Annotated in this window: 16 protein-coding genes; 10 read left to right on the top strand and 6 right to left on the bottom strand. The window is 43.4% G+C overall.

Annotated elements, in window-relative coordinates; all coding sequences use genetic code 11:
- Positions 1 to 278: 278 nt before the first annotated feature.
- Positions 279 to 1010: a TorF family putative porin gene (locus M5F03_RS16485; RefSeq protein ID WP_249708915.1), complete on the top strand. Its 732-nt coding sequence runs from the start codon at positions 279 to 281 to the stop codon at positions 1008 to 1010.
- A gap of 43 nt (positions 1011 to 1053) precedes the next feature.
- Here M5F03_RS16485 and M5F03_RS16480 read toward each other — a convergent pair whose 3' ends face one another.
- Both M5F03_RS16480 and M5F03_RS16475 read right to left on the bottom strand, forming a co-directional pair.
- Positions 1054 to 2544, bottom strand: coding sequence for a YifB family Mg chelatase-like AAA ATPase (locus M5F03_RS16480; protein ID WP_249708914.1), 1491 nt, complete (start codon positions 2542 to 2544; stop codon positions 1054 to 1056).
- Between the two features lie 66 nt (positions 2545 to 2610).
- Complete coding sequence (locus tag M5F03_RS16475) at positions 2611 to 2838, bottom strand: accessory factor UbiK family protein (protein ID WP_078189551.1); 228 nt, start codon at positions 2836 to 2838, stop codon at positions 2611 to 2613.
- A gap of 278 nt (positions 2839 to 3116) precedes the next feature.
- Between M5F03_RS16475 and glnK the strand changes: the two genes are divergently transcribed.
- The 7 genes from glnK to M5F03_RS16440 all read left to right on the top strand — a co-directional run bounded on the left by glnK (position 3117) and on the right by M5F03_RS16440 (position 9285).
- Positions 3117 to 3455, top strand: a complete 339-nt coding sequence (gene glnK, locus M5F03_RS16470) for a P-II family nitrogen regulator (protein WP_067763174.1) — start codon at positions 3117 to 3119, stop codon at positions 3453 to 3455.
- Between the two features lie 61 nt (positions 3456 to 3516).
- Positions 3517 to 4908 carry an ammonium transporter gene (locus M5F03_RS16465; RefSeq protein WP_078189464.1) on the top strand — a complete coding sequence of 464 codons (1392 nt, stop codon included), beginning with the start codon at positions 3517 to 3519 and terminating at the stop codon, positions 4906 to 4908.
- A 138-nt stretch (positions 4909 to 5046) separates the two neighbouring features.
- A complete protein-coding gene (gene nrdR / locus M5F03_RS16460) occupies positions 5047 to 5505 on the top strand; it encodes a transcriptional regulator NrdR (RefSeq protein WP_067763170.1) in 459 nt (152 codons plus the stop codon).
- A 36-nt stretch (positions 5506 to 5541) separates the two neighbouring features.
- The gene (gene ribD, locus M5F03_RS16455; protein WP_249708913.1) at positions 5542 to 6645 is read left to right on the top strand and encodes a bifunctional diaminohydroxyphosphoribosylaminopyrimidine deaminase/5-amino-6-(5-phosphoribosylamino)uracil reductase RibD; all 1104 of its coding nucleotides are present in this window, start codon (positions 5542 to 5544) and stop codon (positions 6643 to 6645) included.
- Positions 6642 to 7934 (top strand): DNA adenine methylase, encoded by a 1293-nt coding sequence (locus M5F03_RS16450; RefSeq protein ID WP_078189462.1) that lies wholly within the window; start codon positions 6642 to 6644, stop codon positions 7932 to 7934. The genes ribD and M5F03_RS16450 overlap by 4 nt, the downstream gene beginning before the upstream one ends.
- A gap of 33 nt (positions 7935 to 7967) precedes the next feature.
- Positions 7968 to 8627, top strand: a complete 660-nt coding sequence (locus tag M5F03_RS16445; protein ID WP_078192598.1) for a riboflavin synthase — start codon at positions 7968 to 7970, stop codon at positions 8625 to 8627.
- A gap of 112 nt (positions 8628 to 8739) precedes the next feature.
- On the top strand, positions 8740 to 9285 hold the full coding sequence (locus tag M5F03_RS16440) for a VTT domain-containing protein (protein ID WP_078192597.1): 546 nt from the start codon (positions 8740 to 8742) through the stop codon (positions 9283 to 9285).
- Between the two features lie 62 nt (positions 9286 to 9347).
- Here the strand turns inward: M5F03_RS16440 and M5F03_RS16435 are convergent, their stop codons facing one another.
- From M5F03_RS16435 to M5F03_RS16420, 4 genes are all read right to left on the bottom strand, one after another.
- A complete protein-coding gene (locus M5F03_RS16435) occupies positions 9348 to 9566 on the bottom strand; it encodes a hypothetical protein (RefSeq protein WP_111884847.1) in 219 nt (72 codons plus the stop codon).
- Positions 9567 to 9708: 142 nt separating this feature from the next.
- Entirely contained in the window at positions 9709 to 10347 is a 639-nt protein-coding gene (blhA, locus tag M5F03_RS16430) for a cell division protein BlhA (RefSeq protein WP_180008068.1), read from the bottom strand.
- Between the two features lie 39 nt (positions 10348 to 10386).
- Entirely contained in the window at positions 10387 to 10794 is a 408-nt protein-coding gene (locus M5F03_RS16425) for a DNA polymerase III subunit chi (RefSeq protein ID WP_078192594.1), read from the bottom strand.
- Positions 10787 to 12235 carry a leucyl aminopeptidase gene (locus tag M5F03_RS16420; protein WP_180126987.1) on the bottom strand — a complete coding sequence of 483 codons (1449 nt, stop codon included), beginning with the start codon at positions 12233 to 12235 and terminating at the stop codon, positions 10787 to 10789. Before M5F03_RS16420 ends, M5F03_RS16425 begins: the two co-directional genes overlap by 8 nt.
- Positions 12236 to 12394: 159 nt before the next feature.
- Here M5F03_RS16420 and lptF point away from each other — a divergent pair, with 159 nt between their 5' ends.
- Entirely contained in the window at positions 12395 to 13495 is a 1101-nt protein-coding gene (gene lptF, locus M5F03_RS16415; protein WP_180039927.1) for an LPS export ABC transporter permease LptF, read from the top strand.
- Between the two features lies 1 nt (position 13496).
- On the top strand, positions 13497 to 14567 hold the full coding sequence (gene lptG / locus M5F03_RS16410; protein ID WP_180077180.1) for an LPS export ABC transporter permease LptG: 1071 nt from the start codon (positions 13497 to 13499) through the stop codon (positions 14565 to 14567).
- Positions 14568 to 14610 lie beyond the last annotated feature (43 nt).

Genomic DNA, 14610 nt, shown 5'->3' with positions numbered 1-14610 from the left:
TTTAAAATCCTGTTACAACTATCAACCCGAAGATTTAAATAATCTGAATAGTTGACAATCTGCATTCTAAAAAAAATGTAGAGAAAAAAATTAAATAGGATGCTTAAAAAATAATAAATAAAAACAGTAATATATTGGTTTCTGGTAAGCCAAAATCGAGACATTTATAAAAAAAATATGCGCTTATTTTTAAACATGGCACAGCGCTTGCTAATACCTCATTGAGTTCAACGAAATAACCAAAAAATACGTCGTCGCACGATGTGGGGGAACAAACCATGAAATTTGCACTTAAAGCTTTATCAATCGCTGTACTAGGAGCAGCATCGACGTTTACTTTTGCTGAAGCACCTGCTTCTGAGCATTCTGTATCCGGAAATATCGGCGTACTGTCTAGCTATAATTTACGTGGTATTACCAATGTGCCTGAAAATAGCGGCGCAACTATTCAAGGTGGTTTGGACTATAGCCATGCGTCAGGCTTCTATGCTGGGTACTGGGGTTCAACTTTAGATTATGCACTTGGTGAAGAAGGACGTGATTCTTTTGAACATGACTTTTATGCAGGTTATAAAGGCAAAATTACTGAAGATTTAGGTTATACAGTTGGTGGTACGTATTATTACTACTATGAATCGGATGTTGATTCAGATGGTTTCGAAACACTTTTAGGTTTGAACTACAAAGACTTTAGCGTAACTGCGCAAACCTTAACGCAAAATACGACTTGGGGTAACAAGGGCGATACGTATATCTTAGGTAGCTACAGCTATGCATTGCCAAAAGATTTCACCCTAAATACTTCATTGGGCCTATATGCATATGGTGATGATGACGAATTTGTAGAAACCACTGAAGACTTTGGCTTCCGTCATTTTACAGCAGGTTTAAGCCATCCATTGGGTGACACAGGCGCGAGCGTAAATATGGATTATATCGTGGGTGGTTATGACCGTCTGGATGAAAAACAAAAGAATAAAGTCGTATTTGGCTTGAAATACGAATTCTAATTTTAAAAAGCATTAAAAATGGCGACCTAGGGTCGCCATTTGTTTAAGCATTGAGTTGGCTTCGATAGGACAGTGCTTCAGAAACGTGTTGAGCTTGAATGTGTTCACTTTGAGCCAAGTCGGCAATGGTTCTGGCAACACGTAATACCCGATGATAAGCACGTGCAGATAAATTCATTCGCTGCTGGGCTAACTGTAAAATATTCTGTGCAGTAGCATCCAAAACCGCCTGTTGCTCCAATTGCGTCGGCGTGAGCGCCATATTGGATTTTTGCTGACGCTCTATTTGTAACGCATAAGCTTGAATGACACGATGCCTAACCGTACTTGAACTTTCAACCTCTTGTGAACTTTGTAATTCATGTGCTGCCAGTGGCGGGACATCTATATGTAAGTCAATACGATCTAATAATGGACCTGAAATACGGTTTTGATAGCGTTTAATACTTTCAGCACTACATTGACAGCGGCTGTCTTGGTTAAAGGCATAGCCGCATGGACAAGGATTCATTGCCGCAATCAGTTGAAAATTTGCAGGGAAGGTGATTTGACGAGAAGCCCGTGAAATCACAATTTCTTTGGATTCGAGTGGTTGCCGTAACACCTCCAAAACCTTTCGATCAAATTCAGGCAGCTCATCTAAAAATAAAACTCCTAAATGTGCCAAGGTGATTTCACCCGGTTTAGGATTTGATCCTCCACCGACGAGGGCAATCGCAGATGCGGTATGGTGTGGCGCACGAAATGGACGCTGCCCAAAATGATGATTTGCACCTGCAATGGAATAAATACTCGCGACTTGCAAATTTTCTTGCATATCTAAGGGGGGCAGAATACTGGGCAAACGCGAGGCGAGAAGCGTTTTGCCTGTGCCCGGTGGACCCCGAAATAGTAGAGAATGACCGCCAGCCGCTGCAATTTCTAAAGCACGACGTGGTCTGAGTTGACCTTTCACATCAGATAAATCAAAAGGGTAACTGTGTTGATTGGCTGACGATGTCGAGGGATGGCTACTGATTAAGGCCGAACGACTTAAATGTTCACATACATCCTTAAGATGCTGTGCAGGAAAAACTTGGAACTCCGGCAGTTGCGCCGCTTCATCGGCATTGAGTGCCGGTAGAATCAGATGATGCCCGATATGCTGACAGGCAATGGCTATACTTAAGATGCCACTGACAGGTCGTAAATAACCATCAAGTGCCAATTCTCCAATAAATTCAAAACCATCTGCTGCATTTTCAGGAAGTTGTCCCGACGCGATCAGAATCCCTAAAGCAATAGCGAGATCTAAACGTGAACCATCTTTGGGTAAATCTGCGGGTGCAAGATTAATGGTCAGACGTTTGGTTGGGAACTGAAAGCCGCTATTAATAATCGCAGAGCGGACACGGTCTTTACTTTCACGGACGGCGGCCTCAGGTAGGCCAACAATGGTCAATGAAGGCAGACCTTGGCTGACATGGACTTCAACTTCAATTTGGGGTGCATTTAAGCCGAGCAAACCCCGAGTATAGATTTTGGCAAAAGACATATTATTGTTCCGTTATGGTGCATTATTTTTAATCGTTATGCGTCTTTTGTTGCACTAAAAAGGTGCTTATTTTTTGTTCTGAATTTTTTGTTCGAGTTCTTCGACGTGTTTCAACAATTCATTTAAACGTAAATTGGCATTATTCAGTGCAGTACGTTGGCGTTCGATTTCTTCTTTAGATACGAGATCCATTTTGCTCACAGCTTCATTGAGTAAGCTGCGAAGATTATGTTCGACGTCTTTTTTCGGCTGATCGATTTGTTCTAATATCGCTTGTAATAAGGTTTCAATCATTGTTGTGACCATCCTCAGTGAATTGGTTGCAGCAGTTTAACATCGCCACATTCATGACCATAGTGCTTTCATTTAAATATGCGTTTAATCGATCAGTTAAATCGTAATTCTTCTAGTAAAAACGTCTATTTTTATAAGCATACGCAAGATTATCCGTATAAAATAGGTTATAAAGAAATCTCATGCTGGGCTGACTATTTTCCCCCGACTGTAGTCATATTGGCATGAAAATTGAACATAAAACCTTACAGGTGAAATAAGCCGAAGGAAAACAAAACATGAAGCTCGTAACTGCAATTGTAAAACCTTTTAAATTAGATGACGTGCGTGAAGCACTCTCTGAAAATGGTGTTCAAGGGATCACTGTCACTGAAGTTAAAGGCTTCGGTCGCCAGAAAGGTCACACTGAACTTTATCGTGGTGCTGAATATGTGGTTGATTTCTTACCAAAAGTAAAAATCGAAATCGCAATCAGTGATGAAATGGTCGATACCGTAATTGAATCAATTACTCGTGTTGCAAGCACAGGAAAAATTGGCGACGGTAAAATTTTTGTAAGCAATCTGGAACAAGTCATCCGTATCCGTACTGGTGAAACAGGTGCAGATGCCGTTTAAAAAATTGGCATGAAGTTTGCTGAGTAGCTAATAACTCAGAAAATCAGGTCGGGGGATACGAATGAAAAAGATGCTAATTGCACTCGGCTTGTCCAGTGCACTTTTAGGTGGTTCTGTTGCGTGGGCTGAAGAAAGCGCAACAGCACCTACAGAAGAAGTCACAGTAGTTGATACTGCAAATACAACAACGCTAAATACAACAGAAGCTGCAGTTCCAGTTGAAGCAGCGCCAGCACCTGCAGAAGAAGAGCCTAAGCTCGATACAGGTGATACAGCATGGATTTTAGTGTCCACTGCACTTGTTTTACTCATGACAATTCCCGGTTTAGCATTATTTTACGGCGGTATGGTCCGTAAGAAAAATGTACTCAGCACCATGGCACACAGTTTCGTTGCGGCAGGTGTCGTGAGCTTAACGTGGGTGATTGTGGGTTATACCTTAGCATTTGGTGAAGGTAATGCCTTTATCGGTAGCTTAGACAAATTTATGTTATCGGGCATCACCACAGAAGCCTTGTCCGGTACGATTCCAGAGATTCTTTTTGTTATTTTCCAAATGACATTTGCCATCATTACCGTTGCCATTATTAGCGGTTCAATTGCAGAACGTATGAAATTCGGTGCTTTCGTTGCCTTCATCGCAATTTGGAGCGTCGTGGTTTATGCACCAATTACCCACTGGGTATGGGGCGGTGGTTGGTTAGGTAACGACGGTGCGCTTGATTTTGCGGGTGGTACGGTTGTTCACATCAACTCGGGTGTTGCGGGTCTCGTTGCAGCGTACATGCTTGGTAAACGTATGGGGCTTGGCCGTGAATCTATGGCGCCACATAACCTAACGCTAACTGTCATCGGTGCAAGCCTTGTATGGGTAGGTTGGTTCGGTTTCAACGGTGGTTCTGCACTGGGTGCAAATGGTTCAGCTGGTTATGCATTGGTGGTAACACAAGTTGCAGCAGCGGCAGCAGCAGTGGCATGGTTAATTACTGAAAAAGTGGTTCGTGGTAAAGCGTCTGTCTTGGGCGGTGCTTCTGGTGCGGTAGCTGGTCTTGTGGTGATTACACCTGCGGCAGGTTTCGTAACAGTTGGCGGCGCTTTAGCGATGGGTCTGATCGGTGGTGTGGTTTGCTTCTGGGGTATTACTGCGCTGAAACGTGCGTTGAAAGCGGATGATTCTTTGGATGCGTTTGGTTTACATGGTGTCGGTGGTATCGTGGGTGCGATCCTTACAGCATTCTTTGCCAGTGAATTCATCATGGGTGATAAAGCACCAAGCAACTTAATGCATCAATTATGGGTTCAAGTCGAAGGCGTACTAGCGACCATCGCTTACTCTGCAGTGATGACGTTCATTATCTTGAAAGTGATTGATCTGGTGATTGGCATCCGTGTTGAAGCTGATGACGAACGTATGGGTCTAGACTTAAGTCAACATGGTGAACGTGTAGAATAATAAGATTTCAGTAAATCAATATATTGTGTAAAACAGCCCAAAAGGGCTGTTTTTTTTCCATATCTAGCGTAAAGCTCTACAAATTTCAAAAATTTTGCTACACTCTAAATCCATTCGGATTTGTTCAATTTAACCGCTATGCATTGTCCATTTTGCAACGCTGAAGACAGTAAAGTGATTGACTCACGTCTTGCTGCTGAAGGCTGTCAGATACGCCGCCGCCGTGAATGTATTAGTTGCGGTGAACGTTTTACAACTTTTGAAAGCTATGAAGTGGTGATGCCGCGTGTCATCAAGTCTGATTCAAAGAGCGAACCTTTTGATGAGGCCAAGCTCCGCCGCTCGCTGATGCATGCCTTGCAAAAGCGTCCAGTAACGCAAGAGCAAATTGAAACGGTACTCAGTGATATTCAATTGCAAATTCGCCGTTTGGGTGAACGTGACGTGAAATCACGCACTATTGGTGAAATTGTTATGCAGTCTTTGTTTGCTTTAGATCATGTGGCTTATGTACGTTTTGCTTCTGTGTATCAAGACTTTCAAGATGTAGAAGCTTTTCGTCGTCAAATTGAGCAAATGCAGCAGCGTGAGCACTAATGCACATCTGCTTCCATTTTTATCATGAGTGATTACATGTCTGAGTTAGATCAAGTGACTTTGCAGCAGCATCAACAGTGGATGCGGCGTGCAGTTGCATTGGCACAGCAGGGGCAATACAGCACTCGTCCCAATCCCAATGTGGGCTGTGTGATTGTCAAAGACGGTCAATTGGTTGGTGAAGGCTTTCATCCCAAAGCGGGTCAGCCGCATGCAGAAGTCTTTGCAATGCGTGATGCAGGTGAGGCCGCTCGTGGCGCAACCGCTTATGTGACTTTGGAGCCTTGTGCACACTATGGACGTACGCCACCTTGTGCCAAAGGCTTGGTAGAAGCAGGTGTCGCTCAAGTCGTTGTGGCATGTCCCGATCCCAACCCATTGGTTGCGGGTAAAGGTGTACAAATCCTACGTGATGCTGGCATTGAAGTGATTACAGGTATTTGTGAAGCAGAAGCGCATCAATTGAACTTGGGCTTTTTAAAAGCCATGGCGACAGGTATGCCTTATGTCCGCCTCAAAGTTGCATCGAGCCTGGATGGGCGTACTGCCATGGCCTCGGGTGAGTCTAAGTGGATAACCGGTTCGATGGCGCGACAAGATGTACAGCATTGGCGTGCGATATCAGGTGCTGTGATTACTGGGATTGAAACAGTATTAGCCGATGATTGCTTACTCAACGTACGTCAGCTCGATGATGCTGTTGATATGCGTAGCGTGGTTCAGCCGAAACGTATCGTGCTAGATCGCCAAGGCCGCTTGCCATTAACTGCAAAAATATTGCAGCAACCTGAAACCGTGATGGTCATGGGGCCATATCGTCAGGAACTTGCTGACTTGGGCGTGGTACAATTTGAAATTCAGCCTTTGGCCGATCTGTTAGCAGCATGCGTTCAACAGTTCCAAATTTATGATGTACTTGTGGAAGCCGGTGCGACACTTTCGACCGCTTTCTTACAAGAACATTTGATCGATGAAATGATCAGTTATGTTGCACCGACCTTGTTGGGTCAGTCAGCACGTGCGATGTTTAATGCGGAATTTGACCGCATGGCAGAGCAGCTTCGATTTAAGCTGAAAGATGTCACTCAATTGGGTGATGACATTCGCTTAAGGTTAATCCCTTCTCAAGAGACGCTATGAATTCAGAGTCTACGGTTTATCACAAACGTCGTCATGCGGCTCGTACCACAGACGAATATCTTTTCCATCAGTTGGTTCCTTATTTGGGAAACAAACGCCGTCTATTACATCTGATTTTAGAAGCACTTGAGCAAACGGGAACCTTAAAACGCGAAGATGGTCGTGCGCCGATATTTGCTGACTTTTTTGCAGGTTCAGGTGTGGTATCACGGTTGGCACGTCAAAACGGCTATCGTGTTATTGCCAATGACTGGGAACCATACAGCCATGCCTTGAACAGCGCGATTCTCTCTTGCGTTGAAGCACCTGCGTTTAAAGAGTTGGGTGGCTATCAGAAAGCGATTGATTATCTGAACCGTTTGCCAGAAGTGAAAGGTTGGGTGACCCATAACTTGTGTCCACGTAATGATGAAATCTACGATCCGGCACGTGACCGTTTATTCTTTAAACGCCGTAACGGTATGCGTATCGATGCGATTCGTCAGCAAATTGCAACTTGGCAAGCTCAAGGCGCGATTGATGATGTGGAAATGAGTGCTTTGTTAGCGCCGTTATTGTATTCAGCAAGTTTTGTCAGCAATACCAGCGGTGTATTTAAAAGTTTCCATCATGGTTGGGGCGGTAAAACCCAAGCAGCCTTAGATCGTATCGGTTCATTGTTATGGCTGACCCCAAGTCGTTTTTGTGAAATTGGTGATCCGAAAAAACCCGCCGCTGAAATGTGGTGTGTCGACGCACAGCATTTGGCCAATCAAATGAGCGGCTTTGAAGTAGATGTGGCTTATCTCGATCCACCATATAACCAACATGCTTATAGCAGTAACTACCATGTGTTGAATGCCTTAACGTTATGGGATCAGGTGGATTTACCAACACCAGACACCAAGGGTTTTAAGAGCGGAATCGATCGTGCATGGCGTAAAGAACGTCCAAGTCCATATAATTCTTCGAAGCATGCGAAAGAAGCTTATGAAAAATTATTAGAAACCATCAATGCACGTTACATCCTGACGAGCTATTCAACCGATGGTAATATCAGCGCCACAGATTTGTTACAAGCCAATTTAAAACGTGGCCGAGTAAGCTTATTGACGCAAGATGTACCACGTTACCGCGTGAGTAAGCAGCGTCAGTCTGAACGTGCACGCGTACTAGAGTTTATTGTCATCACGGATACGCATGCCAAATCAGGTCCACCAATCCGTCAGTTGTTGAGTCAATTGCACCATTTTGCAGAATTAGGTGGTGTCGATACCTCTGGCGTGAGCACGCAACTTGATTTGTGGTAAAAATCATCGCCCCATATTTTTCAGGGATTGAACATGTTTACAGGCATTATTGAAAGTCTAGGTAAAGTTGAAAGCATTCAAAACGTGGGTGGCGATGTCCGCTTGCGTATCCAGACAGATTTAGACATGTCGGATGTGCATTTGGGGGACTCGATTGCCACCAATGGCATTTGCTTAACCGTGATTGACTTTGGTAGCAATTGGTATGCAGCTGATGTATCACGTGAAAGTTTAAATCGGACCACTTTGGAACACTGGAAAGCAGGGCAGGCAGTAAATGTGGAAAAAGCCATGTTGCCGACCACGCGTTTTGGTGGACATATTGTCAGTGGTCATGTCGATGCAGTGGGTGAAATCACTCAAGTTCGTTCAGATGCACGTTCAATTTATTTTGAAGTTACCGCACCGAAAGAAATTGCACGCTATTTAGCGGAAAAAGGCTCTGTGACCGTGGATGGTATTAGCCTGACAATTAACCATTTACGTGGCAATGTGCTGAGCTTAAATTTAATTCCGCACACGGCTGAACGAACCAATATCGGTACGTGGAAAGCTGGGGCGAAAGTGAACTTGGAAGTGGATGTTTTAGCACGTTATATTGAGCGTTTATTGCTCGGCGATAAAGCCGCTGAGACCACAGCGCAATCTAAAATTAGCTTAGATTTTCTCGCTGAAAATGGCTTCTTGAAATAAGTTGATACCGAAGAAAACCAAACAGTCTGATTGAAAAATTAGACTGTTTTTTTATTTTTGGTGATAATGCGTCGCGGTATGACATATATGATGAATAATCAGACAGGTGATAATGATTGATTTCTTACTGAATCTGGAACAGTGGTTACCCATGTTATTGGAAAATTATGGTGTGTGGATTTATGCCATTTTATTTCTGGTGATATTTTCAGAAACGGGTTCAGTATTTATGTTCTTCCTGCCAGGAGACAGCCTGTTGCTTGCCATCGGCGCATTATGCTCAACGACGGAAGTGGTGCATTTACACACTATGGGGCTGCTGTTATTTGTCGCATCGGTCTTGGGCTACTGCGTCAATTACTACACGGGCAGCGTGCTAGGCATTAAGTACTTTAATAAGCACACACGTTACTTTAAGCCCGAATATATGGTCAAAACCAATAAATACTTTATGAAGCATGGTGGTAAAACGATTTTAGTCGCACGCTTTGTACCCTTTGTACGTTCTTTTGCGCCTTTTGCTGCTGGATCTGCACGCATGAACCTTGGCACATTTATGTTCTATAACGTGCTAGGTGGTTTCATCTGGATTGGATTATTACTCGGTATCGGTTATTTCCTAGGACATACCGTTTCTGCAGTTGCAGATTTGGTCTAAGCCAAACTTAGACATAAAAAAAGCCCACAGTTGTGGGCTTTTTTTATGGAGTAGATGACCACTTAGTGTTTTGTAACGGTCACTACATCAAGGGTTTGAAAAATCGAGCTCTGGGGCAGTTGCTGAATGCTAAAACCACCTTTTTCTGATTCACGGCTGAGATACACCGAAATACTGTGAAAGTCTGAATGACTCAGCCAAAGATCTTTGGCACGAATGTCCCATTGTTCTCCAGCAGATAGAGAGGATATTTTCTGGGTAATCTGGTGAATGATGTCCATATTGAATTCCCATCTGGATGCATGATTATATTTTTAGGATGCCTGAAGCATTGTGTTCTGAGGGACAATGCTTGAGCCATATGAACATCATGTTGCAAATACATGTCAGTTTAATGACAGTGACCAGATTTCGATGGACGGCTTAAGATGCTTGGGACGATGTAGATTCTGTCGAAAAATTGGAGTTTTCTAAGATATAGTCAATTTCCTCTTGTGCGGCAGCTTTCAATTTTGCACGGAAATCACTGACTGCCATTTCGATTTGCGTTTCTGCCTCAAGTTCCAAGCGCACGCGTACACTTTCAAGTTCTGACAACATTTGTCCTTCGCTGACCGATAAGCTTTGGCTTAATCCCGCTAAACCCGTTTCAGGATTTTTATGATAGCGAGCGGCATAGTGTTGTACTTCACGATTAAGATTATGCTGCATCATGGTGAGCGCTTGAGTTTGTGCAGCAAAGCGTAACTCTTCGTCACGTTTCAGTTGTTCTGCATAGGCCTGTTCAGCTTCACGTTTTTCTTCTAAGGCTTTTTCTAAAGCCAATTGTTTACGAATACGAGCATCTTCTATCAACTGTGCTTTTAAATCTGCATAGGCAGACTCAATTTTGTCAAAAGACACTTGCTGTTGCTGTTGGTCATTGACCAGCCATTGTTGAATGTCTGTACTGGGATTGAGTACATCGCAAACGCGACCAAGGTCATCAATAAAGGTCTGACGAATAGCTTCAGGTACTTTTAACCAGCGCTGTTTAAAGTCTGGACCGACATTCAATGCCATGGTGCATCTCCTTGTAAATAGGGTAAAACCAATATCACGTTAAAGTTTATGGGTCTGTGGTTGAACGCCCAAACGTCGATATTGTTTATATTTTTCACGCCCGATAATTTTAGCGGGTTCGTTATTTTCAATAATTTCGATAATGTGACTAAAACTTGCGAACTGTTCAAGTGCTTGATCGTTAAAATTAAACACAATCCAGTCGGCTTGCTCAGGCAATTGGGCAGAAATACAGACCGTTGCCTCGGGTTGATCGATACCATGGGGAATGAAACCTGTGTGATCGAAACTCCACAGGCGTTCATCAAGTTGTTGCTGTAAGTCTGGGTCAGCACAATGTAGCCAAATACGTACAGGCTGACGCAGGATCTTACGGCATAAACGACAAGTGCTTTCGACTTGTCGTTCAGGACTTTTTTCAAATAAATAAAAGCTAACTTTAGCCATTCGCTTGAGCACGATTCGCTAAGAATTGCATTAATAATGGCACAGGACGACCTGTTGCGCCTTTATTTGCACCTGAGTTCCATGCAGTACCCGCAATGTCTAAATGCGCCCAACGGTATTCACGCGTAAAGCGTTGAAGGAAACATGCGGCTGTTACAGAACCTGCTTTTGGACCGCCAATGTTGGCAATATCTGCAAATGGAGAATCAAGTTGTTCTTGATAATCTTCAATCACTGGCATACGCCATACGCGGTCAAAGCTGTGTTGACCCGCAGCAGTCAATTCAGCCGCAAGTTCATCATCCGGAGTGAACATACCAGTAAGGACTGAACCTAATGCCACAACACATGCACCAGTGAGGGTTGCAATATCAATCACCAGTGCAGGATTAAAGCGTTTTACATAGGTCAAGGTATCGCACAGAACCAAACGACCTTCGGCATCGGTATTTAAAATTTCAACGGTTTGACCGCTCATGGTTGTCACGATGTCACCCGGGCGAGTGGCATGACCAGACGGCATATTTTCTGCAGCAGCAATTGCGCCGACAACATGAATTGGTAATTTCGCTTCACACAGCGCACGGATGGTACCCAAAACTGATGCAGAACCGCACATGTCGAATTTCATTTCGTCCATGCCCGCACCTGGTTTAAGTGAGATACCACCAGTATCAAAAGTCACGCCTTTACCAACAAGCACTACAGGGGCTTCTTCACGATTTGAAAGGTATTCGATGGTAATAATACGGCCTGGACGGTCAGAACCTTTACTCACAGCAAGGAAAGCACCCATACCGAGATCAGCCATTTGCTGTTCATCGAGTACAGTCACTTTGAGTTGATCTGGGAATTCAGCTGCAAGTGCTTGAGCTTGTTCGGCTAAATATTCAGGAAAACAGATATTGCCCGGACGGTTACCTAAGTCACGAGTAAAACTTTGACCTGATTGCACTGCAGAAATTAATTCAAGCTGTGCAGTGGTTAATGGACTTTCAGCAGCGATTAAATGGATCTGCTCCAAAACAAATTCATTTTTCTTAGACTTGTATTCATCAAATGCATAAGCCGCTTGCGTCAGGCTAAGTGCAAATAAATAATGTTGTTCTTGTGGTAGGGCAGAGATATCGACACTGATCTGTTTGAATTTTTTTTGTGACGCTTTAATAATAGTTTGTGCAATTTTTGCAAATTTATTGACTTGTAATTCAGCAACTTTGCCGAGGCCTAAAAGAGCGCTATTGCGACAAGCGGCAATGTTCGCCACCAAAGGCAGGCTTTCATTGAGTGCTGCTTTAAATTGAGTTGCTTCAATTAAATTATCTAAATCATTGATTTGATATGAAGTAGCTGCATTTGTAACGTGCTCAGAATCTACTAATATCAACAAATATTGGCTGGACGCATTCGCTTGGAATGACGTATTAATAGAAAGTTTCATGTGCGGTATTTATGCCTTTTTAAATTTATAAACCATTAAACCATTGAAACATTTATATGAATAGAGTTTCAATGAGCAACAAGGGTATAGGTTTTATATTTTCTACATTCGGGTAAACTAACGCTAGTTTTTATTGGCCCTATTTTTGGAAGAATTAATTTGATTATTCGGCGTTATCTGGTCAAGCAAGTGGTGTCGACATCACTGGTTGTGATTGCCTTATTGACCTTGATCATGATGGGTGGTCGTTTGATCAAGTACTTTGGTGTGGCGGCGCAGGGTCGTTTAGATGCAAGTATTTTATTTAGCATCATTGGCTACCGTTTGCCTGAGTTTTTAACCTTAATTCTTCCGCTCGGTTTCTTTATTGGTCTGATGTTGGTCTTTGGTCGTCTGTATGTCGATCATGAAATGGCTGTGCTCAATGGTAGTGGTGTCAGTCGAAATCAATTGTCACGTTTATTGGTGCCGATGACCGTGGTCTTTATGGCTGTTCAAGCATTTTTGATGCTGTGGGCGTCGCCTTGGGGCATCCGTCAGTTTGAAGCATTAACGACTTCACAAGCAGTACGAACAGGCTTTGACTTGGTTCGACCGAAAGAGTTTATTTCCTCTGGGCCCTATACTATTTATGCAGGCGACTTGTCAGAAGACCGTAAAAACTTAAAAGATATTTTCTTCTATCAGCGTGCAGAAAAGGAGGGTAAGCCTGATGTCATTATTTTGGCAAAAGAAGCGACCCGCGTCGAAGTGCCCAATGATAATGCCAATGTCGTTGATTTAGTTGAAGGTCGCCGTTACGAAATCTATCCGGGACAACCGCGCTATTCTCAAGCTGAATTCCAAAACTATCGTTTACGTTTAGAAAATGATAAAGAAGCAAAATTTGAAAGTACCGAAGTAGAAGCTTTGCCAACCTCGAAGTTATGGGATAACCGTCATGATCCTGTGGTTGCCAGTGAACTCGGTTGGCGAATTTTTGTGCCGTTCGCTATTTTGGTGGCGTTATTGCTTGCCACCGCTTTGTCTGAGGTCAGTCCTCGTCAAGGGCGTTACCTAAAACTGTTCCCAGCCTTACTTATTTTTGCCAGTTTAATCGTGGCTTTAATGGCGATCAAAACGCGGATCAGTAAAGATGAAATGGGGATTTGGGCTTATCCACTGGTCTTAGTGATTTACGGTATTGCAGCAGCATTATTCTCGCGTAAACAAAAATTAGCGCCCAAAATTAAGAAACAAATTCAGCGAGTGAGGTCTTAAAATGTTGGCACGTCGTATAGTTGCAAAACATGTGACCAAAACTACTGCTTTAGCCATGCTTGGTGCGACAGCGGTATTGGCTGGCTTACAAGTGCTTTTTACTTATTTAGGTGAATTGGGCTCGCTGAAAGAAGGCTATAACGCATGGAATGCTTTGCAGTATGTGTTATGGAGTTCACCGAATTATTTATATGAAATTTTACCGATTTCAGCCTTGATTGGCGCGGTACTGGGTTTAGGGACTCTAGCTTCAAACAGTGAATTGATTGTCATGCGTTCGGTCGGCATCAGCCTTTGGCGGATTGTAGGCTGGGTGATTCGTTCGGCACTCATTTTGGTGGTTTTATCCTTTGCATTAAGCGAATGGGTCATTCCCTATACTAATGAACAAGCCAAAAGCGTCAAAAGTCACCGCACTGCGGCTGAGTTGGGTGAAGTCAAAGGCTATTGGTCGCGTGAAGGTCAGCGCTTTATTTATATTGACTATGCCAATTCGCAAGGTCAAATTAAAGATGTTCAGGTTGTTGATTTTGATGAAAAATATCGTTTGCGAGGCACTTTGGATGCTGAGCAAGGGAATTTTGTCCAAAATGGCTCTTGGTCGCTACAAAATTCAACCCAAGTGGATCTATTAGCGACGGGTGATGCTGTAGCGAAGCAAAATGCTGAACAGCCGCTTTCATTGGCCTTGCAACCCAAATATGTGCATATGGTTACCATTGATCCTGAAGACCTATCACCGAGTCAATTGGTGAGCTTTATGAGCTATATGCATGAATATAGCCAAGTCCCGAAGACTTACCAATTGGCGTTTTGGCAAAAGTTTGGTTCACCCTTTGCTTTAATTGCCTTGGTGGTGATCGCGTGTTCTTTTATTTTTGGACCTTTACGTCAACAGTCGATGGGTTTCCGCTTGGTGATTGCCTTATTTGCTGGACTGGGCTTTTACTACTTACAAGATTTCTTAGGTTATGCAAGTTTGGTGTACGCACCATCGCCTGCATGGTTCGTCTTTATACCAATTATTTTGATGTTTGTAGCGGGTGGCTATCTGCTGCACCGCGCACGTTAAGTGCATGCAAGATTGAGTAAAACAATGTTGATGACCTAGATAA

The sequence above is a fragment of the Acinetobacter amyesii genome, from assembly GCF_023499985.1.
Lineage (GTDB): Bacteria > Pseudomonadota > Gammaproteobacteria > Pseudomonadales > Moraxellaceae > Acinetobacter > Acinetobacter amyesii.
The sequence above is the reverse complement of the archived record's forward strand: the minus strand, read 5'-3'. Positions and strand labels throughout refer to the sequence as shown.

Excerpts from the sequence above, each read along its gene's own strand:
- M5F03_RS16480 (WP_249708914.1), bottom strand. The coding sequence starts at position 2,544 with ATGTCTTTTGCCAAAATCTATACTCGGGGTTTGCTCGGCTTAAATGCA.
- M5F03_RS16450 (WP_078189462.1), top strand. The coding sequence starts at position 6,642 with ATGAATTCAGAGTCTACGGTTTATCACAAACGTCGTCATGCGGCTCGT.
- M5F03_RS16485 (WP_249708915.1), top strand. The coding sequence starts at position 279 with ATGAAATTTGCACTTAAAGCTTTATCAATCGCTGTACTAGGAGCAGCA.
- ribD (WP_249708913.1), top strand. The coding sequence starts at position 5,542 with ATGTCTGAGTTAGATCAAGTGACTTTGCAGCAGCATCAACAGTGGATG.
- blhA (WP_180008068.1), bottom strand. The coding sequence starts at position 10,347 with ATGGCATTGAATGTCGGTCCAGACTTTAAACAGCGCTGGTTAAAAGTA.
- lptG (WP_180077180.1), top strand. The coding sequence starts at position 13,497 with ATGTTGGCACGTCGTATAGTTGCAAAACATGTGACCAAAACTACTGCT.
- M5F03_RS16435 (WP_111884847.1), bottom strand. The coding sequence starts at position 9,566 with ATGGACATCATTCACCAGATTACCCAGAAAATATCCTCTCTATCTGCT.
- M5F03_RS16465 (WP_078189464.1), top strand. The coding sequence starts at position 3,517 with ATGAAAAAGATGCTAATTGCACTCGGCTTGTCCAGTGCACTTTTAGGT.
- glnK (WP_067763174.1), top strand. The coding sequence starts at position 3,117 with ATGAAGCTCGTAACTGCAATTGTAAAACCTTTTAAATTAGATGACGTG.
- M5F03_RS16475 (WP_078189551.1), bottom strand. The coding sequence starts at position 2,838 with ATGATTGAAACCTTATTACAAGCGATATTAGAACAAATCGATCAGCCG.
- M5F03_RS16445 (WP_078192598.1), top strand. The coding sequence starts at position 7,968 with ATGTTTACAGGCATTATTGAAAGTCTAGGTAAAGTTGAAAGCATTCAA.
- M5F03_RS16440 (WP_078192597.1), top strand. The coding sequence starts at position 8,740 with ATGATTGATTTCTTACTGAATCTGGAACAGTGGTTACCCATGTTATTG.
- nrdR (WP_067763170.1), top strand. The coding sequence starts at position 5,047 with ATGCATTGTCCATTTTGCAACGCTGAAGACAGTAAAGTGATTGACTCA.
- M5F03_RS16425 (WP_078192594.1), bottom strand. The coding sequence starts at position 10,794 with ATGGCTAAAGTTAGCTTTTATTTATTTGAAAAAAGTCCTGAACGACAA.
- M5F03_RS16420 (WP_180126987.1), bottom strand. The coding sequence starts at position 12,235 with ATGAAACTTTCTATTAATACGTCATTCCAAGCGAATGCGTCCAGCCAA.